The sequence below is a fragment of the Halomonas sp. HL-93 genome, from assembly GCF_900086985.1.
Taxonomy (GTDB): Bacteria; Pseudomonadota; Gammaproteobacteria; order Pseudomonadales; family Halomonadaceae; genus Vreelandella.
The window spans coordinates 1265317-1288737 of record NZ_LT593974.1; the positions used below are offsets into that span (position 1 = coordinate 1265317).

20 protein-coding genes are annotated in these 23421 nt (G+C 56.4%); 14 read left to right on the top strand and 6 right to left on the bottom strand.

Annotation, left to right across the window (positions count from 1 at the left end; all coding sequences use genetic code 11):
* The first annotated feature begins 4 nt into the window (after positions 1-4).
* The 5 genes from GA0071314_RS05730 to GA0071314_RS05750 all read left to right on the top strand — a co-directional run bounded on the left by GA0071314_RS05730 (position 5) and on the right by GA0071314_RS05750 (position 5530).
* Positions 5-625, top strand: a complete 621-nt coding sequence (locus tag GA0071314_RS05730; RefSeq protein ID WP_074395758.1) for a nucleoside/nucleotide kinase family protein — start codon at positions 5-7, stop codon at positions 623-625.
* Positions 626-660: 35 nt separating this feature from the next.
* A complete protein-coding gene (locus GA0071314_RS05735) occupies positions 661-2148 on the top strand; it encodes a mannitol dehydrogenase family protein (RefSeq protein ID WP_074395759.1) in 1488 nt (495 codons plus the stop codon).
* Positions 2148-3638, top strand: a complete 1491-nt coding sequence (gene xylB / locus GA0071314_RS05740) for a xylulokinase (protein WP_074395760.1) — start codon at positions 2148-2150, stop codon at positions 3636-3638. The genes GA0071314_RS05735 and xylB overlap by 1 nt, the downstream gene beginning before the upstream one ends.
* Positions 3639-3672: 34 nt before the next feature.
* Positions 3673-4626 carry a transaldolase gene (tal, locus tag GA0071314_RS05745; protein ID WP_074395761.1) on the top strand — a complete coding sequence of 318 codons (954 nt, stop codon included), beginning with the start codon at positions 3673-3675 and terminating at the stop codon, positions 4624-4626.
* Between the two features lie 61 nt (positions 4627-4687).
* Positions 4688-5530, top strand: coding sequence for a fructosamine kinase family protein (locus tag GA0071314_RS05750; protein WP_074395762.1), 843 nt, complete (start codon positions 4688-4690; stop codon positions 5528-5530).
* Here GA0071314_RS05750 and cynS read toward each other — a convergent pair.
* Together cynS and GA0071314_RS05760 are read right to left on the bottom strand one after the other, a co-directional pair.
* On the bottom strand, positions 5515-5955 hold the full coding sequence (cynS, locus tag GA0071314_RS05755) for a cyanase (RefSeq protein WP_074395763.1): 441 nt from the start codon (positions 5953-5955) through the stop codon (positions 5515-5517). The two genes, GA0071314_RS05750 and cynS, sit on opposite strands and share 16 nt — an antisense overlap.
* Before the next feature lie 57 nt (positions 5956-6012).
* Positions 6013-6825 carry a formate/nitrite transporter family protein gene (locus tag GA0071314_RS05760; RefSeq protein ID WP_074395764.1) on the bottom strand — a complete coding sequence of 271 codons (813 nt, stop codon included), beginning with the start codon at positions 6823-6825 and terminating at the stop codon, positions 6013-6015.
* A gap of 766 nt (positions 6826-7591) precedes the next feature.
* Between GA0071314_RS05760 and GA0071314_RS05765 the strand changes: the two genes are divergently transcribed.
* Entirely contained in the window at positions 7592-8338 is a 747-nt protein-coding gene (locus tag GA0071314_RS05765) for a MipA/OmpV family protein (RefSeq protein ID WP_231896517.1), read from the top strand.
* On the opposite strand, the gene GA0071314_RS05770 is transcribed toward GA0071314_RS05765, so the two are convergent.
* Positions 8335-9252 carry an alpha/beta fold hydrolase gene (locus GA0071314_RS05770; protein ID WP_074395766.1) on the bottom strand — a complete coding sequence of 306 codons (918 nt, stop codon included), beginning with the start codon at positions 9250-9252 and terminating at the stop codon, positions 8335-8337. The two genes, GA0071314_RS05765 and GA0071314_RS05770, sit on opposite strands and share 4 nt — an antisense overlap.
* Before the next feature lie 211 nt (positions 9253-9463).
* Here GA0071314_RS05770 and GA0071314_RS05775 point away from each other — a divergent pair, with 211 nt between their 5' ends.
* The 4 genes from GA0071314_RS05775 (at position 9464) to GA0071314_RS05790 (ending at position 16338) form a co-directional block, all read left to right on the top strand.
* The gene (locus GA0071314_RS05775) at positions 9464-10942 is read left to right on the top strand and encodes a TolC family outer membrane protein (protein WP_074395767.1); all 1479 of its coding nucleotides are present in this window, start codon (positions 9464-9466) and stop codon (positions 10940-10942) included.
* A gap of 101 nt (positions 10943-11043) precedes the next feature.
* A complete protein-coding gene (locus tag GA0071314_RS05780) occupies positions 11044-12330 on the top strand; it encodes an efflux RND transporter periplasmic adaptor subunit (protein WP_074395768.1) in 1287 nt (428 codons plus the stop codon).
* Positions 12327-15512, top strand: coding sequence for an efflux RND transporter permease subunit (locus GA0071314_RS05785; RefSeq protein ID WP_074395769.1), 3186 nt, complete (start codon positions 12327-12329; stop codon positions 15510-15512). The genes GA0071314_RS05780 and GA0071314_RS05785 overlap by 4 nt, the downstream gene beginning before the upstream one ends.
* Before the next feature lie 154 nt (positions 15513-15666).
* Positions 15667-16338: a hypothetical protein gene (locus tag GA0071314_RS05790; protein WP_074395770.1), complete on the top strand. Its 672-nt coding sequence runs from the start codon at positions 15667-15669 to the stop codon at positions 16336-16338.
* A 3-nt stretch (positions 16339-16341) separates the two neighbouring features.
* On the opposite strand, the gene GA0071314_RS05795 is transcribed toward GA0071314_RS05790, so the two are convergent.
* Entirely contained in the window at positions 16342-16980 is a 639-nt protein-coding gene (locus GA0071314_RS05795; protein ID WP_074395771.1) for a TetR family transcriptional regulator, read from the bottom strand.
* A 192-nt stretch (positions 16981-17172) separates the two neighbouring features.
* On the opposite strand from GA0071314_RS05795, the gene GA0071314_RS05800 reads away from it, so the two are divergent.
* Both GA0071314_RS05800 and GA0071314_RS05805 read left to right on the top strand, forming a co-directional pair.
* Entirely contained in the window at positions 17173-18204 is a 1032-nt protein-coding gene (locus GA0071314_RS05800) for a succinylglutamate desuccinylase/aspartoacylase family protein (RefSeq protein ID WP_074395772.1), read from the top strand.
* 190 nt (positions 18205-18394) lie between these two features.
* The gene (locus tag GA0071314_RS05805; RefSeq protein ID WP_074395773.1) at positions 18395-19849 is read left to right on the top strand and encodes a catalase; all 1455 of its coding nucleotides are present in this window, start codon (positions 18395-18397) and stop codon (positions 19847-19849) included.
* Between the two features lie 40 nt (positions 19850-19889).
* Here the strand turns inward: GA0071314_RS05805 and dusA are convergent, their stop codons facing one another.
* Both dusA and GA0071314_RS05815 read right to left on the bottom strand, forming a co-directional pair.
* Positions 19890-20948, bottom strand: a complete 1059-nt coding sequence (gene dusA, locus GA0071314_RS05810; protein WP_074398445.1) for a tRNA dihydrouridine(20/20a) synthase DusA — start codon at positions 20946-20948, stop codon at positions 19890-19892.
* A 697-nt stretch (positions 20949-21645) separates the two neighbouring features.
* Positions 21646-21975 (bottom strand): hypothetical protein, encoded by a 330-nt coding sequence (locus GA0071314_RS05815; RefSeq protein ID WP_074395774.1) that lies wholly within the window; start codon positions 21973-21975, stop codon positions 21646-21648.
* Here GA0071314_RS05815 and GA0071314_RS19480 point away from each other — a divergent pair.
* The gene (locus tag GA0071314_RS19480) at positions 21964-22212 is read left to right on the top strand and encodes a hypothetical protein (protein ID WP_156524098.1); all 249 of its coding nucleotides are present in this window, start codon (positions 21964-21966) and stop codon (positions 22210-22212) included. The genes GA0071314_RS05815 and GA0071314_RS19480 overlap by 12 nt on opposite strands.
* Positions 22213-22297: 85 nt before the next feature.
* Complete coding sequence (locus GA0071314_RS05820; RefSeq protein ID WP_074395775.1) at positions 22298-22909, top strand: hypothetical protein; 612 nt, start codon at positions 22298-22300, stop codon at positions 22907-22909.
* Positions 22910-23421 lie beyond the last annotated feature (512 nt).

The following is a 23421-nucleotide window of genomic DNA, read 5'->3' on the forward strand; positions in this document are numbered from 1 at the left end:
TGCCATGACGACTGATCTTGACACCCTGAGCCGCCAGATTATTCAGGCGGCCACCGACCTGCCGCGCTACATGGTGGCGCTGGCAGGCCCGCCGGGGGCGGGCAAGTCCTATCGCAGCGAGCAGCTTTGCGCGGCAATCAATCGCCAGGCGCCGGGGCAGGCCGGGGTGGTGCCGATGGACGGTTACCACTTCGATAACGCCGTGATCGGCGAGTCGCAGCTGCCGCTCAAGGGCGCGCCGCATACCTTCGACGTGGATGGCCTGCGCGTGGATCTGGAGCGCATCCGCTGCGCCGACAGGCCGGTTGCGGTGCCGGTCTTCGACCGTCCGCTGGACCTGGCGCGGGCCGGTGGACGGCTGATCACCACCGAGCAGCGCATCGTGATTGTCGAGGGCAACTACTTGTTGCTCGACCGCCCCGGGTGGCGTGACCTGCGGCCCTTGTTTGATTGGACGCTGATGCTCGACGTTGAAGACGACGTCCTCGTCCAACGCTTGGTGGCCCGCTGGTTGGCCATGGGCCAAGACCGCGCTGGGGCCCTGGAGCGCACCCATCAAAAAGACATGCTCAACGCCCAACTGGTGAAAACGTGCAGTTTTTCACCGGATCAGTATTGGCGTTAGCCCGTCATACCCTAGGACTAACCTGGAGAGCGATAATGACCCAACTCAATAATCACAATGTGGGCACACTAGGCTCCCCCATTGCCACCCCCGACTATGACCGCAGCGCCGTCACCCCCGGCATCGTGCATATTGGTGTCGGCGGCTTTCACCGTGCCCACCAGGCCATGTACCTGGACGGCCTGATGAACCAGGGCGAAGCGCTGGACTGGGGCATCGTCGGGGTCGGCGTCATGCCCGGCGACAAGCGCATGCAGCAGGCGTTGGCCGCGCAGGATCATCTTTACACGCTGGTCGTCAAACACCCTGACGGCCAGTATGAGCCGCGGGTGATTGGCAGCATGGTCGACTACCTGTTTGCGCCGGAGGCTACCGAGGCGGTGATCGAGCAAATGGCCGACCCGGCGATTCGTATCGTGTCGTTGACGGTTACCGAAGGCGGCTACAATTTCCATCCAGTGACCGGCGAATTTGACCTGGATAATCCTCAAATACGCGACGATTTGGCGAATCCTACCCAGCCCTCGTCCAGCTTTGGCTTGGTGGTAGAAGCATTGGTTCGTCGTCGGGAGCGCGGTATCGCGCCTTTCACGGTGATGTCCTGCGACAACATACAAAGCAACGGCGATGTGGCCAAGCGGATGTTCAGTGCCTATGCCCAGGCCCGTGATCCGGCGCTGGGCGCCTGGCTGGCCGACGAAGTGGCGTTCCCCAATGCCATGGTGGATCGCATTACCCCAGTCACGTCTGAGACGGATATCAGCGAACTGGCGGCGCATTTCGGTATCGATGACGCCTGGCCGGTGGTATGCGAGCCGTTTACGCAGTGGGTGCTGGAAGACCACTTCCCGCTTGGTCGCCCGGCGTTTGATAAAGTGGGCGTTCAAATCGTGGATGACGTTGAACCCTACGAGCTCATGAAGCTGCGGCTGCTCAACGCCAGCCACCAGGCGCTCACCTACTTTGGCTATCTGGCCGGTTACCGTTACGCTCATGAGGTGTGTCAGGACCCGCTGTTCGTGGATTTCTTGCTCGGCTACATGCGCGAAGAGGGCTCGCCTACGCTTTCGCCGGTACCCGGCGTTGATCTTGAGGACTACCGGATGACGCTGATTGAGCGGTTTGCCAATCCGCAGATCAAGGACACCCTGGCCCGGCTGTGCGCGGAAAGCTCCGACCGGATCCCCAAGTGGCTGGTGCCGGTGATTCGTCAGCAGTTGGCGCAGGGCGGCGAAATCCGCCGCAGCGCCGCGGTGGTGGCCAGCTGGGCCCGCTACGCCGAAGGCCGGGACGAGCAGGGTGAGCCCATCGACATCGTCGATCGCCTGAAAACCTCGCTGATGGAGATTGCCGCCCAGAACCGCACTCGGCCTACGGCGTTCGTCGAAAATCGCGAGCTGTTCGGCGATCTGGCCGACCAGCCGCGCTTCCTGGCGGCCTATCTGGCGGCGCTTGCATCGCTGCACGATCGCGGCGCACGCGCTACGCTTGAGGATCTGGTCTCGTCCAAAGGAATTAAGTGATGTATATCGGCGTCGATTGTGGCACGCAAAGTACCAAAGTGGTGGTGGTAGATGTAGAGCAAGGCCTGATCCGCGGCGAGGCTAGCCGTCCTCACCATCTCGACGAAGGCGAGCACGGCCGCCGCGAGCAGGCCCCAAGCGAATGGTTGTCCGCCCTGAAGGGCGCCTTCTTTGAAGCCCTGGAGCGCGCGGGTGTCGACGCCGGGCAGGTGCGCGGTATCGGGGTTTCTGGCCAGCAGCACGGCATGGTGGCGCTGGACGCTGACGGTGTGCCGGTGTATCCGGCCAAGCTATGGTGCGATACCGAAACCAGCGCTCACAATAGCGATCTTGTCGCCCGCCTGGGCGGTGAAGCCGGCTGCCTGGAGAAGCTCGGCCTGGTGCTGCAGACCGGCTATACCGCCTCCAAGGTGGCATGGCTGCGCGATCACCACCCCGATGCCTACGCGCGTATTGACAGCCTGTTGCTGCCTCACGATTACCTCAATTTCTGGCTGACCGGCAACCGCGTGACCGAGGCAGGCGATGCGTCCGGCACCGGCTACTTCGACACCCTGAGGCGCCGTTGGCGGCTGGATGTGTTCGCCGAAATCGCCCCCGAGCTGGACCCGAAGCGTGTGCTGCCGCGACTGCTCGAGGCCCATGAGCCCGCCGGCGTGGTGCAAAGCGCTGTGGCTGCTGAACTGGGGTTATCTGATAACGTCGTGGTGTCCTCCGGCGGCGGGGACAATATGCTGGGGGCGATTGGCACCGGCAATATTACCCCGGGGCTGATTACGTTAAGCTTGGGGACATCGGGCACGGTGTGTGCGTATTCGCCTGCGCCGGTGGTCCTCGACAATGCCATGGTCGCCAATTTCTGCTCGAGCACCGGCGGGTGGCTGCCGTTGATCTGCACCATGAACGTCACCTCGGCGACTACCCGGGTGCGCGAGCTGTTTGGTCTGGATCTAGACGCCTTTGGCCAGCGCGTGGCGAGTGCGCCCATCGGCGCGGAAGGCGTGACCGTGCTGCCGTTTTTCAACGGCGAGCGGGTACCCATGCTGCCGGAAGCCTCGGCGGATTTCCTCGGCCTGACCAGCCTCAATACCACCCAGGCCAATCTATGCCGGGCGGTGATGGAAGGGGCGACATTCGGGCTGCGCTATGGCCTTGAGCTGCTCGGGGATCTGACCGCCGGCGCCAGCCAGATTCGCCTGATTGGCGGCGGCGCCAAGAGCGCGGTGTGGCGCCAGATGGTGGCGGATATAACCGATACCCAGGTGATCTGCCCCGAAATTACCGATGCCGCCGCGCTGGGCGGGGCCCTCCAGGCAGCGTGGTGCGACCAGCGCGCGTCAGGCGTTACCCTGGAAGCGCTATGTGAACGGCTGGTAACCTTGGATGCCCACTCCCAGGCGGACCCAGACCCAGCGCGGGTGGCAGCTTACCAGACGGCGTATGCGCGTTATTGCAGTGCGCTTCAACAGCGCCACGGCCACACTGATTAACAGACAGGTACGCGGTCAACAAGGAGATTTAGATATGGCTGATCAATTACAGCAGTTAAAACAACACTCACTGGTGGTGGCCGATACCGGTGACCTGGAAGCGATTCGCCGCTACCAGCCGCAGGACGCCACCACTAATCCGTCGCTACTGCTCAAGGCGTTCAGTCTGCCGGGCTATCAGGCGATGATCGACGAAGAACTGAGCCAGGTGAAAGCCGCAGGCGGCGGGCGCGAGCAGCAGCTGCCCCACGCCGTGGACCGGTTGGCGGTGGCGGTAGGCAGCGAAATCGCCGCCGTGGTGCCTGGGCGCGTGTCCACCGAAGTGGCTGCCCGGCTGTCGTTCGATACCCAGGCAAGCATCGCCAAGGCCCACGAGCTCATCGAGCTTTATCAAGCCCGGGGCGTTGGCCGCGACCGCGTGCTGATCAAACTGGCGTCCACCTGGGAGGGTATTCGCGCCGCCGAGGTGCTTGAGCGCGAAGGCATTCAGTGCAACCTGACGCTGCTGTTCAGCGACGCCCAGGCCCAGGCCTGCTTTGATGCGGGCGTGTTTCTAATTTCGCCGTTTGTGGGTCGCGTAACGGATTGGTATAAAAACGCCACCGGCAAGGAGTATGCGCCGCAAGACGATCCAGGCGTTTTGTTTGTACGCGGTGTGTGTGAACGTGCCAGCCAGGGCGGCTACGATACTGTAGTGATGGGGGCTAGTTTCCGTACTACCGGCCAGGTGCTGGCGCTGGCGGGCTGCCCCCGTTTGACCATTTCCCCGGCGCTGCTTGAGGAGTTGGCTTCTGCAGAGGGTCAGGTAACGCCTCAGATTGCCGCGCCTACCGGCAGTGGTCAGCCATTCCCCGCCCTGAATGAAGCGGATTTCCGGTGGGGGCACAACCAGGATGCCATGGCCAACGACAAGCTGGCGGAAGGTATTCGTCGCTTCCACGACGACCAGCTTGAGCTGGAAACGCTGATCAATCAGCGGCTGGGGTGAGTCGACGTCGCCCCCTGTTGCCAGTCACAATGGACTGGCATTCAGCGCACGGGAGCATGTAATGGACTCAGACCTAGGCGCGTTACTGGAAACACTCGACCTTACACCCAAGGGCGCATTAACACCGCTTAGCGGCGGTGATATTGCCGTTGTCTATCAGCTTGATACCCAACAGGGCCGTGTCGTCGTCAAGCATGACGACGTCGATCGACTGCGTGGCGAAGCTGAGGCGTTGCGCGCATTAAGCGGGGCGTGCTCCGTATTGATTGTCCCCCAGGTGCTAGGCCTTTCCGAGGGCTGGCTGATCATGGAGGCCCTTGAAACGTCTGGCAAACGTGATAATGCCGCGCTGGGTGAGGGCCTGAAAGAGCTCCATTCAAACGTTGGAGAGCAGCATGGCTGGCACTGGGATAATGCCTGCGGCCGTACTCCTCAACCCAATGCGCCGTTGAACGATGGGCGGGCATTTCAGCGCGAACGGCGGCTATTGCCGCTCAGCGATGCCTGCTATCAGCGCGGTTTGCTCGACAAAAAGCTGTTTGATCGCATCGTTCGCCAGGCACATGCGCTGGAAGACTGGCTGCCCGATAGGCCAGCGAGCTTGGTACACGGTGACCTTTGGTCAGGCAATGTGCTGTTCACGTCGCGTGGCCCCGCGATCATCGACCCGGCGATATACCGACACTACCCGGAAGTCGATATTGCCATGTTAACGCTCTTTGGCTCGCTGGATGACCACTTTTATAACGCTTACTGGAACGGCGACGCCCCGACCGATTGGCCGAGGCGTGAAGCACTATTCCAGCTTTACCCGCTGCTTAACCATCTGCTGCTCTTTGGGGCCAGCTACCGCAGCGGGGTGGAGCGCAGCGTTGCTACGCTTGAGGCTTACCAGGATTTGTAAGGCAAGAACTTGCCGTTGAGGGTAAGCAGGACGCGGTCGCCTTTGGGGTCTTTTACCTTATCGACCTCCATGGTGAAATCGATGGCGCTCATGATGCCGTCGCCAAACTGCTCCTGCACCACATCCTTGAGTGTCTCGCCGTACACGCCGACGACCTCATAGAGACGATAAATGAAGGGATCCTGGGGAATCGCTTCATCCCACGCCTTGGTGGGAAATGTCACCAGGGCATCGGCGACATCGCTTTCAACGTCCAGAGTGTTGCAGATCTTTTGGGCAACATCGGGGCTTGCACTGTTCATGCCATAGCAAGCCGACGCTACCCATACCGGCGACATCCCCACAGCACTGGCAATATCGTCCCAGCTCATTTTCTTGCGTGCTTTGGCAGCAAGCAGAGTGTGGCGCATTTCAAGTTTATCCATGATAGGTCTCCTGTGAAGAGGGGGACGCGTAGCGCCCCGTTGTTGGCTGGATGGCGATCAAGATAAATTTTTCTTGGGCTGGGTGCGGACGTGGGTGGTATAGAGCACAAGGCCAACTAGTGTGAGGCCGCCCACCAGATTGCCCAGCACCGTGGGGATTTCGTTCCACATGATGTACTGATACAGCGTGAAGTCAGCGCCCATTAGCAGGCCAATGGGGAACAGGAACATGTTGACCACGGAATGCTCGAAGCCAAGATAGAAAAACACGATGATCGGCATCCACATGGCCATGATTTTGCCGGATACCGTGGTGGAGATGGCTGCACCTACAACGCCCATGGACACCATCCAGTTACAGAACATGCCGCGCAGGAAGAGCACAATCCAGCCGGCAAGCCCCGCATCCTGGTAGCCCACGGTACGGCTTTCACCGACCTCCATCATGGTGAGGCCCACCTCGTTGATTTCTTCGGTGCCGCCCATGGTGAAGTTCATGTAGCCAAAGATGGCAATGAACAGGGCACCGGCAAGGTTGCCGATTCCCACCAGCCCCCAGCACTTCAACATACGGGGCAGGGTGACGCCCGGTCGTTTATCGAGCCAGGCAATGGGCACCAATGTGAAAACCCCAGTGAGCAGGTCATAGCCCATCAGGTAGAGCATCACAAAACCAACGGGAAAGAGCAGTGCTCCAATCAAAAAGTTTCCGGTTTGTGTCGCGATGGTGATGGCAAAAATAACTGCCAACGCCAGGGTAGCTCCCGCCATAAAGGCACGAATAAGCGTATCCCGGGTACCCATATAAACTTTTGATTCACCCTGATCTACCAACTTAGTGACAAACTCACTGGGCATTAGATACGACATAAATTAGTTATCCTGTGTCATTTGGGTTAATTAACGCTGCGCTTAAGCGTCCAGTGCTAATCCTTTGGCCAAATCTGGATATCGCAGGCACTTTGTTCGTGCACTGACAACTGCATTTGGTATGCCAAGTTATTAACTGGTTGCCTGCCAAAACCTTAAAATCGATTTATATCATCAATTTATATTTTTTTGGCGTGGGACCAACGGTTGGGAGAATTAGCCTGAGGAAAAGCTGGCGCAAGATGACTCGATGAAAATTGCACCATTAAAAGGCGTTTGATTAGTCGCCATGCACTTATTGAAGGCATACATACGCGGCCAGGATATAAGGCGTATCGTCAATGCATTCGACATGGCTAATTTCCAATACCAATGGCGCTGTTGCACTTCTTTAGCACAATTTATTTAGGATGGTGGGTGGCGATCTGAGTGCATTATTTTGGGAAGTTGGCCTTTTACCGGTCAGGCGTTGATTACCCTGGTTAATAGCGTTGACCATGTGGCGGAAGGAAAATTGACGGGATAGCGACCTAGTGCTAATTTACATTCATAAATGTATGTTATGGTGCATTTTTTTGCGCCATAATAACAAGCGATCCAGGCGTAACTGGCAGCGCTAGTTGCGGCTTCGTCGTTGAACGCTCGCGTCAAGGAAGACGGCCTGCGGTTGGTAAAGGCATTGCTTCCTCTGTTCACCACAACATTGAGTTTCACTACATCGAGATTATTTGCTATGCCAAATTCAGCATTAAGTAGGTTCCGCCCTGTGTGGCGCACGGCAGCGTTATCCACGCTGCTGATGATTGCATCTGGCAGTGCCATGGCGCAGTGGGAAGGCAGCGTGGGCGCCGGGGTGTTTAGCGTACCTGAGTACCTGGGTAGCGATGAAAATGAAACCCGTGTCTGGCCGAGCGGCAGCATCACCTATGGCGATACCTTCTATGCCAGCGTGCGCGACGGTATTGGCTTTAACCTGTTACGCCAGGGAGATTGGGAGGTTTCGCCATTTATCAGTTATCTCTCCGGGCGGGATAATGACGGTGAGCTACGTGGGCTAGACGAGGTGGATGACGGCGCGGCTGTAGGTTTACGCGCTCGCTATTCAAACGGCCCCTGGGGACTAGAAGCAGCTACCAAAACCCCGCTAGGCGGTGATGTGGATGGCTATGCAGCCGACTTGAAGGCAAGCTGGCGCACCATGCTATCTGAGCAAATGGCCTTCACAATTGGTCCTGAACTAACCTACTCAAGCGACGACTGGACCGATGATATGTTCGGTATTTCGCCGGCTGAAAGCGCTCGTTCAGGGCTTGCCGTCTACCGCCCTAACGATGGCTATTTCAGTTATGGACTGACCAGCAGCTTAAGCTACTACCTAAGTCGTGATTGGTCGGTGACAGGGCTGCTGGGCGTCTCCCGTTTAACCGGCGATGCCGCCGATAGCCCGATTGTGGATGACGTGGGCGATGAAACCCAAGTGATGGGTGGCGCGCTGATTAACTATCATTTTTAATCGCGTTGATGAACGAAGCGTTGCCACCACTGGCTGAGCCGCTGCTTTGGGCTTGCGGTTAGAGATTCGCTAACGCCGCCATTACGAATCAAAAAGCGCATGAGCGGCGCTACCTGTTGTGCATTGTTGAGCATGGGGGCATGGCCACAACCCGCTGCCTCAAGTGTTTCAAGGCTTGGTTGGTCACGCTGCATTTGCGTCACGCTTTCAGCGCGCAATAATGTCGAATGTTCACCGCGAATGACCATTAGCGGGCAACGGATACGCTGCCAATCGCTCCAGGTGTCGCGTGGTGTATCGTGTAAAAACTGCTCGCCTATGCGGGGATCGTAATGGAAGCTCCAACTACCGTCGGGCAGTCGCCTAGCGCTACTGAGCGCCATTTGCTGCCATTCTCGGCGGCTCAGTTCGCCAAACCCCTGGTAATGTTGTTCAAGGGCCTGTTGCAGCTCGCTAAGCGTAGAGAAACGTTTGATCACGCTAAAGTAGGTGGCCATTTCGGTCAGCGCTTGGTTATCCAGTTCAGGGCCAACATCGTTAAGTACCAGGCAGCGAATTCGCTTTGCGGTGGCGTCATTAGCGGCCAGCAGCATACCCAGCAAGCCGCCCATCGACGTGCCGATCCAGGCAGCACGATCAATATTAAAGTGATCGAGTAACGCCAATGCGATCGTCATATAGTGGCTATATAAGTAATCATTGGCAGGATACAAAGACCAGCTGGAAAGGCCGCGCCCAGGTGTATCGGGGGCGATGACTCGCCACTTGGGGCCTAATTGGCGGGCTAGGGACGCAAAATCGCCGCCGTGTCGGGCGAGTCCGTGCCAAGCAATCACGGTGTTTGGAGCATCGGGATGCCAGATGCGAACGGCGATCTCGAGTTGACGTACGCTGATATATTCGATGCGATCCATGGTGCTCCTCAGTGATTTGTATATTGCTGTGCAGCATGTTGACGTACAGCATAGCTGAGTGAGGCGGATATGCACGGTGACACAACAGTGCAGTCTGGGTGCAAAGAAAAGTGAAAAATAAGCCGAAAATCTGACCAGGGTCTGGTATCGCTAAAAAAACATGCGACAATGTATGTAAGCACCCAGATCGATATTATTGAGGAAAAACGCTATGCTGCGACTCCCTTCCACGTTGGCTTTTAAGGCCTCTCGTCCTCTTGCCACGCAGCGTATGCTGCTCCCTGCGCTGCTGCTATCGATATGGTCGGTTCCCGCATGGTCGGCGGACCTGATCACCATCACCCGCGATGCGCTGGAAAACAATGCCGAATTGAGTTCGGTGCGTTCGGAAAGCCAAAGCGTCGAAGCGGGGCGGGACGTCGCCCGTGGCGACCTGCTGCCCCAGGTGAATGCTTCGGGCAACGTGGCGCACAACCGCCAGTATGAAAGCCAAAGCGGCGCCCAGGCCGGACAGGCGGGGGATGGCACAGGCAACACCGCCGGCAATGACGATCCTTTCAATAGCGTCAGCCTGACGCTCGAAGCCTCGCAGGCGCTGTTTGACGCGCGCAACAGCCGTGAAGTAACGCAAGCCGAGCGGCAGATCGACCAGCAGGTCTACGTGCTGGCGTCCACCGAGCAGCAAGTGCTGATCGATGTGGCAACGGCGTACTTTGATATTTTGCGCGCCAACGACATTCTCGATGCGCGCCTAGCTCAGGAACGCGCCATTGGCCGTCAGTTGGAGCAAGCCGAAGAGCAGTTTGAGGTCGGTCTGATCGCAATTACCGAAGTGGAAGAGGCTCAGGCGAGTTTCGATCAGTCGCGTGCTGAACGGATCGCCGCGCAGAGTGACTTGCAGGTGAGCTTTGAGGCGCTTGAGCGTTTGACCGGCCAGCGTTATGCCAACATTGAAGCGCTGAGTGACGACTACCCCATTGAACAGCCCAGCCCCAGTGATCGCGACCAATGGGTGGATCTGGCCGTGGAGAACAACCCGCTGGTGCTCGCCGAACAGGCGGGCGTTGAAGTTTCCCGCAGCGGTGTCGGCGTGGCAGAAGCCCAGCGCTTGCCTACCTTGGAAGCCTTCGCGAACTATCAGTACGCCGATAACGATATCGATGGTATCGAAGGGCACGACACGTCTAGCCAGGTGGGGCTAAGCGCCAGTTGGCCGCTGTATACAGGTGGCAGCACCCAAGCCAGCATTCGCCAAAGTACTTATCAGTTGGAAGCCAGCCAGTTCGACTTTGAGGCTCAGCGCCGTGACACCGTTCAGCAGGTGCGCTCGCTTTACACCCAGGTGAGCAACGATGTCTCTACGGTAGATGCTCGCGAGCAAGCGATCGTTTCCAACCAAAGCGCGTTGGATGCTACACGAGCTGGCTACGAAGTAGGCACCCGTAATATTGTCGATGTATTGAACGCCGAGCAAAACCTGTACAACGCGATCTCCGACTATGCCCAGGCGCGCTACGACTACGTGGTTAATCTGCTGTCGCTGCGCCAGCAGTCCGGCCGTTTGGACGTTGAGGCCGTAGAAGACATCAACGCGTGGCTACAAGGCGATGAGATCACCTTTACGTTGCCAGAGGATAGTGACTCAAGCAGCGTTACCAACATTGGTGAGCGTCCAGAACTTGAGCAATAAAGATACTTGTTAGCGGCGCCAGTGGCTGTCAAATATTTTACATTCATACATGTATGGTTGTAGTCTGTGTCGGTTTATAGGCGCCTCAAGGGAAGAAAGTAATGAAAAAGATGTTTTATGGCGCTCGCAGCGCGCTCTTGGTGGCGGGTGTTAGCGCGTTGCTGGTGGCCTGCGGCCAAGAAGAGCAAGCGGAGCAGCAAAGCAGCGAACAGCAAGAAGCCCCACCACGCCCCGTTGAGGTCATGGAAGCGGAAAGGCAAGATCTCCCCCTGGATAAAACCTACTCATCACTACTGCGCAGCGACGAAGAAGTCACCTTGGTAACTCGCGTGAGTGGCTATTTAGAAGAGCGTCACTTTGAGCCGGGCGGGTTTGTTGAAGAAGGTGAGCGCCTTTACTCCATTGAGCCCGACGTCTACCGAGCTACCGTTAACCAGCGTGAAGCCGATTTACAGAGCGCCCAAGCTGAGCTTTCCCGAGCCCAGCGTGATGCTGAACGCTTTGAGCGGCTGCTAAGCCAAAACTCAGTAAGCCGCCAGGAATATGACCAGGCCCGCGCCGACCTTGGCGTCGCGCAAGCCAGCGTTGCCCAGGCGTCAGCGTCGCTGGAAAGCGCGCAGATAGACCTGGACTACGCCGAGGTCACCGCCCCGGTCGGCGGCATGATCAGCTTAAGTGAAGTCAACGTGGGTAATTTCGTTGAATCAGGAACCGAGCTCGCCACCATTACGCCGCTAGACCCGCTGGAAGTGCGTTTTCAAATGCCGCAAAACGACGCTTTTGAGCTGCGTCGTCAACTGCGTGAAGGCGAGTCGGTGGAAGATATTGGTGCCAGCCTAACTCTGCCAGGGCGCGGCGGCGAGCAAGACAGCAGCCTTGAAGGGCGCTTGGAATACCTAGGCTCGCGCGTTAGCGACAGCACCAGCACCGTTCAGGCCAGTGCCACCTTCGACAACCCCGACGGCGATATTCTGCCAGGCCAGTTTGTGCGCGTCAGAATTGATGGCTTGAAGCGCTATGACGTTTACGCGGTGCCTGAAATTGCCGTCACCCAAGGCTTAATGGGCCCGCAGGTGTTTGTACTGGATGAAGATGACCGTGCTCGCTCACGCACGGTTAGCCTGGGCGAAGTGGCTGGCCCCTGGCAAATTCTGCGCGATGGCCTGGAAGAGGGTGACCGCGTTGTGGTCGGCGACCCAGCGGGTATTGAGCCAGGCACTGCCATTGATCCGCAGCCGTTTGACGGTGATGCAGACGAAGTCGTCGAAAACGTTGAGGAAGAACAGGCCGAACAAGAGGAAGAAGCTGCCGAGCAGGCCGAGCAAGCCCAGGGCGGCGGTGCCGGTGGTGGTGAAGAAAGCGAAGAGGAAGGAGACTCCTCGCAATGAATTTCTCAAACTTCTTCATCAGTCGGCCGATTTTTGCCTCAGTTCTGGCGATTATCCTGACCATTATCGGCATCGTCAGCATGCGGGTGCTGCCCATTGAGCAGTACCCAAGCGTGGTGCCGCCTACTGTCTCGGTTCAGGCGCAGTTCCCCGGGGCCGATGCCGAAACCGTCGCGCAGACGGTGGCCGCACCGCTTGCCGAGTCGATTAACGGCGTTGAGGACATGCTCTACATGACCTCAAACAGCAGTGACAACGGCAGCGTATCACTTAATGTTGCGTTTGATATTGGTACCGAAGGCGATACCAATACGATCAACGTCAACAACCGCGTTCAGGGTGCGCTGTCGCAACTTCCTGAAGCGGTACAGCAGCAGGGCGTTACCGTTGAGCTGCGTTCAAGCTCGATTTTGATGTTTGTGGCGCTGACCTCGCCCGAAGGCGACTACAACAACGTCTTTATGCAGAACTACGCCACCCTGAACATTATTGACGAACTACGCCAGGTGCCCGGGGTCGGCGAAGCCGAAGTGCTGGGTGGCGGTGAGTTCGCCATGCGCATCTGGATGGATCCGGAAAAACTCTCGCAATACGATTTGACTCCCAGCGAAGTTTCCAGCGCTATTCAAGCGCAAAACACTGAAATTCCAGCGGGCAGCTTGGCGGCAACGCCACAGAGCGAGCCGCGTTCGTATACCTATACGATTACCGCAGGCGGCCGCCTGAGCGACGTTGACGATTTTCGTGACATAGCGCTGCGCACCAATTCAGACGGCTCGACCTTAAGGCTTGAAGACGTTGCCCGCATTGAGCTGGGTGCTTCCTCTTATGGTGTTGATGCGAAGCTGAATGGCGACTCCATGACGCCCATCATCATTAACCAGCAGCCGGGTGCCAACGCCTTGGAAACGGCAAGCGCGGTTAACGACACCATGGAAGAGCTGGGGGAACGTTTCCCGCCTGGGCTTGAATACGTGGTGCCTTACGACACCACGCTGTTTATTGATGCATCGGTTAGCACCGTGGTGAAGGTGTTTATTGAGGCATTTTTAATCGTCGGTGTGATTCTGTTTATCTTCCTGCAGAACTGGCGGTTCACGGTGATTGCCATGTCGGTGGTGCCGGTCTCGGTACTGGCGACGTTCGCTGGCTTCTACATGTTCGACTTCTCAATCAACCTGCTAACGCTGTTTGCGCTGGTGCTGTCGATAGGGATAGTGGTGGACGACGCGATACTGGTGGTCGAAAACGTTGAACGGGTGCTAAGCGAAGAAGAGGATATTAGCGTCAAAGACGCGACCATTCGCGCCATGAAAGAGGTGGGTGGCCCGGTTATCGCCACGTCGTTGATTATGGCGGCGGTGTTTATTCCGGTGGCATTTTTGGGTGGCTTTACCGGGCAGATATATCAGCAGTTTGCCTTGACGGTGGCGATTTCCGTGGCGTTCTCGGCACTTATGGCACTGACCTTTACGCCCGCGCTATCCGCCATCTTTATCAAACATAAGCCAAAGCACGCCCAGTCCAAATTTATGCGCGCGGTACAAACGCCGCTGCGTTTATTTGACAGGCTATTTGCCGCCATCACCGCAGGCTTTATGGCCATAGTGAAAGTGCTGGTGCGCTTTTGGGTGCTGACATTGGCGCTAACGGCCTTGGTCATTGCCGGCTCCTCGTGGCTGTATCAAAGCAACCCCACGACGCTGGTGCCGGAAACGGACCAGGGCATAGTGCTGGCCAGCGTGCAGTTGCCCGATGCAGCGTCGCTGGACCGCACCGAAGAGTACATGGCAGCGCTGAGCGAGCGGGTCGAGGCAATCCCAGGGGTGCGCTACTCCTCGGCGATTGCGGGCTATGACATTTTGTCGAGCTCGGTCAACACCGCCCGTGGCGTCATGTTTATTAACCTTGAGTCTTGGGAAGACCGTGATCTTAGTGCCAACGATCTGGTCGGGCAGATTATGCAGATTGGCGCTGAAATCCCCGGTGGCTCGGCCATGGCGTTTAACGCACCGCCCATACAGGGACTGTCGACCACCGGCGGCTTTACCGGCTACTTGCAATCGTTTGGCGGGGCCAGCTCCCAAGAGCTTTACGAGGCCGCACTTCAGGTAACCCAAAAAGCCAGCGAGCACCCGGCGCTTGAGCAGGTCTTCTCGACCTTCAGCGTTAACGTGCCCGGCTACCGCGCCGATATCGACCAGCAAAAAGCGCTGAGCTATGGCGTATCGCTGGAAGATTTGCAGACGACGCTTGCTAACACCTTCGGTAACGGCTTTGTTAACTATTTCAGTTATCAAAACCGTAACTTCCAGGTGTATATGCAAAACGAAGACGACTTCCGCTTAACCCCTGATGACACCAATCACATTTATGTGCGTGGGGGCGACGGCGAGCGGATTCCGCTGTCAGAGTTCGTCACCTTGGAGCGCGAGGCCAAGCCCGCGGTGGTGTCACGCTTCGGGGTTTACTTAGGGGCGCAGTTCCAGGGTGGCCCGGCGGAAGGCTACAGCTCAGCCCAGGCGATCGAAGCCATGGATGAGATCGTTGAAGAAACCCTGGGCCGCGACTGGGGTATGGGCTGGACAGGTACCGCTTACCAGGAAGCCGAGCTAGGCAATGCGGCTGTGCTTGCGATTGTCTTCGGCATCCTGATGGTGTTCTTGATTCTGGCGGCCCAGTACGAGAGTTGGTCTTTACCACTCGCGGTACTGACCTCTACCCCATTTGCCTTCTTGGGCGGCGTAGGCGGTATTGTGCTGCGCGGGCTGGATACCAGTGTGTACGTGGAAATCGGCCTGTTGGTGGTGGTGGGCCTGGCGGCCAAAAATGCCATACTGATTGTGGAGTTTGCTGAGCTACAGCGTAAAGAACAGGGCAAGAGCATTCGCGAAGCGGCAATCACCGCCGCCGAGCTGCGCTTCAGGCCGATTGTGATGACGTCGCTGGCGTTTATCCTCGGCACCTTGCCGCTAGCGCTGGCCACCGGTGCAAGCGATGTAAGTAGCCACCACATCGGCACCACGGTGGCGGTGGGCATGGCCACCGTGGCGATTTTGGGCAGCCTGTTCGTGCCCAGCTACTATGCCATGATCGCGCATGTTTCCGACTGGCTGGGGCGTAAATTCCGCGGTAAATCTCACGCGAATGAGCAACCGGCCCTGGAGCATCGCGAGCGCTAAACCCTCTACCCTCCAGTAGAAAATTGACGGGCATCATCGCAAGCGGTGATGCCCGTTTTTTATGCTGCGCTGCTACATGTTATTGACGGTTCGTAAGGCTACGCTGAAAGGACAAGGCTCACTATATTGAGCCTAAGCCTAGGAGGGATGCGATATGGATACCGTACGCCAGCTGTTGGTTAGTTTTCCGTTTATCCTGTTTAGCTTATTGCTACCGCTAGTTGGGCTTTATTGGCTATTGGTCCTGATACGGTTAGCGCCTGTCGAGCTGTTCGAGAAAGACAGTTTGCGCGATGATCATTTGGCGAGCGCTTTGGTCGCGCTAGGGTTTGTGGGGGTGCCAACCACTGTCGCCTTGAGTTGGCTGATTGTGCTGGCGGGCAGTATTACCCTAGCAGTAGAGTTGCTGGTACTGCGCTGGCTGTCGGTAGGGCTGTTTATCATCCCCATCGGGGTGGTTTTATTGTGGGCAAGCTTTGCCCTGGCCTCGCCCATCGCGGAAAGCCTGTGTCGGCAGGTAGGGCCGTGGTTTCATCGCCACAATGCCCGTCGTAGCTTATTAGGCGAGTGCGTAAAGGTGACCCAAGTGGCCAGCGATGGGCAACCAGGGCGTGCCATTCTCATCGATGACCCCTCTTGTGAGGTGCGGCTGTTGGGCAAGCATGACAGCTTAGAAAACGCGGGAGAATACCGCGTGCTGGTCAAATATCTGCCTAAAGAGGATGCTTTCCGCAGTGTCGCACAAGAGTCGTTTCTCGAGACCCGCACGCGGCTGCGTATGCTAAGAGGAAAGTCTGGATCTGCTGGGCCTTTAGCTCATCATTAACGCCTAGCTTTTGCTGCTGGGGTCGGCTGAACGGCGCATCATGCCAATCAGTTGGTTAACCAGCAGCACTCCCCGTTCATAGATCGAAAAGCGCGAAGGGTCTCTAATCCATTCATGGAACAGGCCGGCTAGCATTGCCTGCAGTATGTCGGTGGCGACTTCGGGCGATAGATCTTCGGCGAGCATGTGTTGTTTTTTTGAGATTAGCATATGCTGGTAAAGCGAGTCGCGGCATTCATCAGCGATTTCCTGTTGCATGGCGATAGGATCAATGTCGCTGAAAAATTCACAGCGATGGATCAAAATTGCATGCACTCGGTGTGAGCGTGGATGCTGCTCAAAGCGCTGTAAGCCTTGCAAGCAGGCAAGCCGAATAGCCTCTAAAGATGAAACATCGTGTTCCAAAGCTTCAATCTCGTCTACCAAGTCCTGAAACGGCATACGTACCCGCTCAAGCATAGCGCGAAAAATATCGCCCTTATTTTTAAAGTGCCAATAAACTGCGCCTCGTGTCATGCCAGCATGGCGAGCGATTTGCTCCAGCGAGGTCCGCGCGACGCCGTGTTCCATAAACATATCTTCAGCAGCATCGAGTAGCGCCTCGCGCGTGGCCGCTGCTTCAGCCTTTGTTTTTCTCGCCATGGAAACACAACCTCAGTAACAATATTTGTGTACAGATTTTATCTGATTTGGCAATTATTTTACATTCATTTGTGTATGGAAACGCATTGAAGTGCCTAACTAGCTTTGGGGGCTGCTATTTTTGTGCGACGCGGGTATAAAGAAGTGTAAGAAACGCTGTTTTTAAATGCCCGTAATGCGAGACAAACCACCATGGCTCGAGCCTCATTTCAATTAGCTGGGCATACCATTGCGCCCGGTAAACGATTACAAATCGACGTGCCGGTCGCACGCCTGTATACCCACACGCCGCTGCATATTCCCGTCGAGGTGGTTCACGGACGAAGGAACGGCCCGGTAATGCTGGTGTGCGGTGGGATTCATGGCGATGAAATCAACGGCGTGGAAATCGTGCGCCGTGTCTTACGCGCAAAAGCGATTACCAGCCTGAGAGGAACGTTGATTGCCGTGCCAGTGGTCAATGTGTTCGCTTTTTTGCAGCAAACCCGCTATTTACCCGACCGGCGTGATTTGAATCGCTGCTTCCCAGGTAGCGAATCCGGCTCCTTGGGCGGGCGTATTGCCGCGTTGTTCCGTGAAGAAATTGTTGATCACGCGACGCATATTATTGATCTGCACACCGGAGCGATTCACCGCACTAACCTGCCGCAAATTCGCGCCCAACTGAGCCCGGGCAGTGAAACCGAGCGTATGGCCGACGCATTTGGTGCGCCGGTTGTGCTCAACGCTGAGCTGCGCGAAGGCAGCCTGCGCCATTATGCGCAAAGTCGCGGCATTCCCGTGCTGACGTATGAGGCCGGTGAAGCGCTGCGCTTTGATGAGTGGGCGATTGCACCGGGGGTTCGCGGCGTGCTGCGAGTGATGCGTCGCTTGGGCATGCTCAGTGGTGAGCAACGCCGACGTTCCCCAGCGCCGGCGGAAGTGGCCAATGGTTCAAGCTGGGCGCGGGCGCCGATCGACGGCATTTTGCGGCCTAAAGTCCGCCTGGGTGCGCGGGTGGCAAAAGGCGAAGTGTTGGGCAAGGTCGCAGACCCGTTTGGCAACGATGAAGACGACGTTCGTGCGATAGCCGATGGCATTGTGATCGGCATGAGTCGTTTGCCATTGGCAAATGAAGGCGAAGCCCTTTTTCACATTGCCCGTTTTGATGCCATAGAAGAAGCTGAAACGGCGATAGAAAGCTTTCATTCGAGCCTCACACCGCCGCCCGATTCGCTTTACTGAATGGTTGTTGATAACCAAAAACTATCGTTGTAATAGTTAGCGCCCTTCGGCCACGGATGGCGGGAAGGCCGTTCTTTAACTATAACTGATGACGTGACTAACGCAGCCAACTAGCCAGCCGCCGACGATTGGCAGCATAGACGGTGGCTGGGTGGTGACCGCGCCACCTCGAATGAAGGGAGAACTAACGATGGCAGGCGACAAGCCCAACTATACAACGACCGAAGCAGGCAACCCGGTTGCAAGCGATGAGCATTCGCTCACGGTGGGTCAAGATGGCCCAATCGTCATGCACGACCACTATTTGATGGAGCAGATGGCGGCGTTTAACCGAGAAATGATTCCCGACCGTCAGCCCCATGCCAAGGGTAGCGGCGCGTTTGGCCATTTTGAGGTAACCCATGACGTCAGCCAATACACCAAAGCCAACTTCTTGCAGAAAGGCGCCAAAACCGATGTGTTGATTCGCTTTTCAACCGTAGCCGGGGAAAGCGGCAGCCCAGATACGTGGCGTGATCCACGCGGTTTCGCCGTGAAGTTTTACACCGAAGAGGGCAACTTTGACATGGTGGGTAACAATACCCCCGTGTTCTTTGTCCGCGACCCGATGAAGTTTCAGCACTTTATCCACTCGCAAAAGCGTCGTGCTGACAATGGCTTGCGCGACCACGATATGCAGTGGGATTTCTGGACGCTTTCGCCTGAATCCGCTCACCAGGTGACATGGCTAATGGGCGACCGGGGCATTCCGGCCACCTGGCGGCACATGAACGGCTACTCAAGCCATACTTACATGTGGGTCAATGCACAAGGCGAGCGCTTCTGGGTGAAGTATCACTTCAAGACCGATCAGGGCATCAAATGCATGACCCAGGAACAGGCAGATGAAATGGCCGGTACTGATGCGGACTATCACCGTCGTGATCTGTTCGAGGCGATCAAACGGGGTGATTACCCGACCTGGACGCTGAAGATGCAAATCATGCCGTTCGACGACGCCAAAACCTACCGCATCAACCCCTTTGATCTGACCAAGGTGTGGCCCCACGACGACTACCCGATGATTGAGGTCGGCAAGCTAACGCTTAATGAGAACCCGACGGATTTTCACAGCCAGATCGAACAGGCCGCGTTCGAACCCAACAACATGGTGCCGGGAACCGGCCTCTCGCCGGACAAAATGCTTTTGGCGCGCTCAATCTCCTACGCCGACGCGCACCGTGCCCGGTTAGGAGTAAACTATAAGCATATACCGGTGAATACGCCCAAGAGCCCTGTTAATAGCTATGCGCAGGGTGGCGCCATGCGTATTCGTCATTCGACCGATCCGGTGTATACGCCGAACAGCAAAGGCGGCCCGGTACCTGACTCGCAGCGCTATCCGGAAGATGCCGTTTGGTCGACGGATGGTCAGTTTGTTCGTGCGGCTTACACGCTACGCCCCGACGATGATGACTGGAGCCAACCGGGCGCGCTGGTCCGTGAGGTAATGGACGATGCAGAGCGAGAGCGGTTGGTAAACAACGTGGTGGGCCACCTTTCCGGTGGCGTCACCGAGCCGGTCCTGGTGCGTGCGTTCGAATACTGGCGCAACGTCGACCCGGACATTGGCAGGCGCATCGAACAAGGCGTGCGCGGGCAGTAAGTCATCACTCCGGCCGTGGACTAAGCACAGCCCGTCATCGTTAAGCGGTGGCGGGCTGTTTTGCGTCTGAGGTGTGTGCGTCTGATGCGTAGCTTACTGACGGGTTAGCTGGCTCGCGTACCAGACTCAGCGCTTCGTCAAACAGGCGTAACCCCGCGCCGTCTTTATGGGCGTGTTCCGACAGATGCCGACGGAAACGCCGCCCGCCCGGGCAGCCTTGAAACAGCCCCAGTAAATGGCGCGTGATGTGGTTGAGCTTGGCGCCTTCGTCTAACCGCTTCTGGATATAGGGGCGAAACGCGCGTGCAGCGTCCATACGGCTGGCGGCAGGTCCCGGCGTGCCGAACAGCTGCTCGTCCACGCCCGCCAGCAGCCACGGGTTCTGGTAGGCTTCACGGCCCACCATGACGCTATCCACGTGTTCAAGCTGCGCCTGGCATTCTGCCAGCGTTTTAATGCCGCCGTTAATGCCGATGCGCAGTTCTGGATGCTGCTGCTTCAGGCGATGCACGCGGGGATAATTAAGCGGGGGGACATCGCGGTTTTCCTTGGGTGATAAGCCTTGCAGCCACGCTTTACGCGCGTGAACGGTAAACGTCTGGCAGCCCGCATCCGCCACAATATCAATAAAGCGTGCCAAGTCAGCGTCTTCATCCTGGTCATCGATGCCGATACGGCATTTAACGGTCACCGGGATCGACACCCCCGCCTGCATGGCCTTGACCGCCGCGGCGACCTTCTCCGGGTAGCCCATCAAGCAGGCGCCGATCATATTGTTCTGCACCCGATCGCTCGGGCAGCCGACGTTCAGATTGACCTCGTCATAGCCCCACGCCTCGGCAATCGCCGCGCACTCGGCAAGCTCAACGGCATCGCTGCCGCCAAGCTGCAACGCAATCGGGTGCTCAACCTCATCAAAGCCCAGAAAGCGCGCACGCGGCGAGCCATGCAAGATAGCACCGGTTGTCACCATCTCGGTATACAGCAACGCACGCGTGGTTAAGGTGCGCGCGAACGCTCTGTAGTCGCGTGTGGTCCAGTCCATCATGGGTGCAACCGAAAACCGGCGTCCAGCGTCTGCTGGGTTAACGTTCGTCATATCAATCACTTGCATCATATTGATGCGGTATGAAAAGCGTTTAAATACCCATCCTATTTCTCATCACCGAATTAACGGCACTCATCAGAGTGTGGCGACGACGGAACGAAAGGGCAGTACACCCAGCGTATTCGCGCAGGGCGTTTAATGGCGAGCAATTGTACGCAAAAAAGGCCCCTCAGCCCAGAGCCACCAGCGGCAAGTATTGCGAGAAGGGGCAATCGTCCTGGCGTATGTCAGTTGAGTAGTACATGTTGCCACTATGCTACTGCAGTAGTGCCAGTAGAACAGGCTGACCGAGCTGGAAGAAAGCCCCCAGACCCAGCAAAAGGATCAAGGATCCTAGGCTGAACCGAATGAATGGAGACGCGGGGAAATCGAACTTTAACCAGAGCCATTGGACATAGGCCCTGCCTGGTCTACGATGTGCCATGCAATAACCCTGTGTTGAAGGCGCGCCAACGCCTGATGTAATTAAGCCTCTGTCCCTCAAGACTGAGGCTTTTCATTATGGGCCCTACTCTACTGCTTTTTTCCATGAAGGATATGTGGCCATGCCCACATATCCTTCCGCTATTTCCTTACGTTCTGCTGCGTATCATTGACCTTCATTGTGGAGGTGTAGAATGCGGACTGCGAGGGCCTGGTAAATCTGAATAGGATCCGATGACACATTGTGTGCCAAACGCACCATTATTTACTGGCGCACCACTTTCGTCGCCAGCCATTCGATATCGTTGTTTTCTGATTTGTAGTTCTGTGAGTTGACCTCGGCTTCGCTTGCGAGTCGGGCGTTGTCGCTGGTGGTTAGCGATCCGCTTTCCACGGTGAAGAGCTGGCCTTCGGCGGCAAGGTCAGCGGCCAGTCGTTTGGCACATCTGCGGTATCCCCACCACGCATGAACCTGCTGCGCATTGAAGAAGATCTCAACGCTGCCCACCTGCGCCTGGCGCGCACCCTGGTTGAGCAACTGGACTGGGCAGAGTGCATCAATCGCTACGATCGGGAAGGGACTTTGTTTTATCATCTTGACCCGCCGTATTGGGGTGCCGCTGGCTATGACGATGACTTCCCGATCAAGGAGTATTACCGCATGGGCGAGCTGGCCCGAACAGGGCAGGGGCAGTTCGTGATCAGCGTCAATGACACCCCCGAAATGCGCGACACCTTCCAAGGCTTAACCCATCACACCACACAAATTAGGTACACTGTAGGCCAGCAGGCAACCGAGCCCCGCGGCGAGCTGATCATCACCAACCGCTAGGCAACCGTTAGGCTTCAGCCAGTTTACTTACAAAAACCGCTCCAATGAGGGCGGTTTCTTATGTTCACGATTAAGGAGTTTGCCCATGCAGGCGCTTATTCTGACTTTGATTTCACAGTTCTTCAGTCGTCAGCGTAATCTCGATGAGCTTTGGGAAGCGCTTGACTATTATGAGGCTAATGAAAAAAGCCCAGCTAGGCAGCTTCGATTGGAAGCTGCTTTTTTCAAAGCTTATAAGAAACCTGCTTCAGCTAAATTTCTCGCACGTCTCGCATATAGTAACTGGGGCCCGCGTGAGGCATTTAACGTCTTTGGGCGGACTTCAGTAGCAGTGAGCTGCGACTTCAATACTCATAATATTAGGCTTAGCCGATGGTTCAATCACGGCAGCTCTAAGCGTGTGCTAATTGCTTTGATGCTTGGGCTGACATTTTTAATGTTAGGTATGGCCTCTGTGTTATCTGGGTTTGTGCTTATGATTGGGACTGTTTCGCAGGTGTATTTAGCAGGTGGAGATGAAATATTAAAAGTAGGCGTTGAGAAGGGCATTAAGGTCTTTTCCACTGGTAGCATTGGAATAGCTGTGACTGTCTTTGGTGGTTTTTTGGGCTATATGGGCTGGGGGCTTATAATGGCTTTAGAAATTGAGTCCAAAGCATTGAAACTATATGAGGAGCTCAACCCAACAGATTCCTAGCACTTTCAGCCCACGGCGCGCCGTCGACTCCCCGCCTGCGCGCTAAACCTGTTTGTTTTTATGCACCCATGCACATGCCGCAAAGCTGCGCCGGAACTAGGGTTCACGACTTGATCGCCTGGGCTCGTTCTCATGCGGAATCCTGCGAATTTCTTCACAAAGCGGATGGTCGTGACTCAGGCAGACTGGGTTGCTCTGAGAAGTATGGGAAGCGTCGGAAAAAGGTAAGTTAGGTGATTTGGTTGTTTTTTTAACGCAACTAAATGATTTAAAACGATATATAGATTGCCTCTAAAAGGTAATTTTCCCGTAAGCTGTTGATAATTAATTATTTTAATAATTGATCATTTCACCTTATAAAAAGGTAATGTGGTTACCTATTGATCACCTTTTGAACGACTGTTTTAAATTTATTAATTTCAGTAGTTTATGCCATATTTTCGAGTTTGGTTACCTTTATTACCTTTTTCCGAGACCACCAAACATTCTGACGTACCCTTCTCGCATGATGC

Excerpts from the sequence above, each read along its gene's own strand:
- dusA (WP_074398445.1), bottom strand. The coding sequence starts at position 20,948 with ATGACGAACGTTAACCCAGCAGACGCTGGACGCCGGTTTTCGGTTGCA.
- tal (WP_074395761.1), top strand. The coding sequence starts at position 3,673 with ATGGCTGATCAATTACAGCAGTTAAAACAACACTCACTGGTGGTGGCC.
- GA0071314_RS05785 (WP_074395769.1), top strand. The coding sequence starts at position 12,327 with ATGAATTTCTCAAACTTCTTCATCAGTCGGCCGATTTTTGCCTCAGTT.
- GA0071314_RS05805 (WP_074395773.1), top strand. The coding sequence starts at position 18,395 with ATGGCAGGCGACAAGCCCAACTATACAACGACCGAAGCAGGCAACCCG.
- GA0071314_RS05815 (WP_074395774.1), bottom strand. The coding sequence starts at position 21,975 with ATGATAAAACAAAGTCCCTTCCCGATCGTAGCGATTGATGCACTCTGC.
- GA0071314_RS05800 (WP_074395772.1), top strand. The coding sequence starts at position 17,173 with ATGGCTCGAGCCTCATTTCAATTAGCTGGGCATACCATTGCGCCCGGT.
- GA0071314_RS05795 (WP_074395771.1), bottom strand. The coding sequence starts at position 16,980 with ATGGCGAGAAAAACAAAGGCTGAAGCAGCGGCCACGCGCGAGGCGCTA.
- GA0071314_RS05770 (WP_074395766.1), bottom strand. The coding sequence starts at position 9,252 with ATGGATCGCATCGAATATATCAGCGTACGTCAACTCGAGATCGCCGTT.
- GA0071314_RS05760 (WP_074395764.1), bottom strand. The coding sequence starts at position 6,825 with ATGTCGTATCTAATGCCCAGTGAGTTTGTCACTAAGTTGGTAGATCAG.
- GA0071314_RS05820 (WP_074395775.1), top strand. The coding sequence starts at position 22,298 with ATGCAGGCGCTTATTCTGACTTTGATTTCACAGTTCTTCAGTCGTCAG.
- GA0071314_RS05775 (WP_074395767.1), top strand. The coding sequence starts at position 9,464 with ATGCTGCGACTCCCTTCCACGTTGGCTTTTAAGGCCTCTCGTCCTCTT.
- xylB (WP_074395760.1), top strand. The coding sequence starts at position 2,148 with ATGTATATCGGCGTCGATTGTGGCACGCAAAGTACCAAAGTGGTGGTG.
- GA0071314_RS05750 (WP_074395762.1), top strand. The coding sequence starts at position 4,688 with ATGGACTCAGACCTAGGCGCGTTACTGGAAACACTCGACCTTACACCC.
- cynS (WP_074395763.1), bottom strand. The coding sequence starts at position 5,955 with ATGGATAAACTTGAAATGCGCCACACTCTGCTTGCTGCCAAAGCACGC.
- GA0071314_RS05780 (WP_074395768.1), top strand. The coding sequence starts at position 11,044 with ATGAAAAAGATGTTTTATGGCGCTCGCAGCGCGCTCTTGGTGGCGGGT.
- GA0071314_RS05735 (WP_074395759.1), top strand. The coding sequence starts at position 661 with ATGACCCAACTCAATAATCACAATGTGGGCACACTAGGCTCCCCCATT.
- GA0071314_RS05730 (WP_074395758.1), top strand. The coding sequence starts at position 5 with ATGACGACTGATCTTGACACCCTGAGCCGCCAGATTATTCAGGCGGCC.
- GA0071314_RS05790 (WP_074395770.1), top strand. The coding sequence starts at position 15,667 with ATGGATACCGTACGCCAGCTGTTGGTTAGTTTTCCGTTTATCCTGTTT.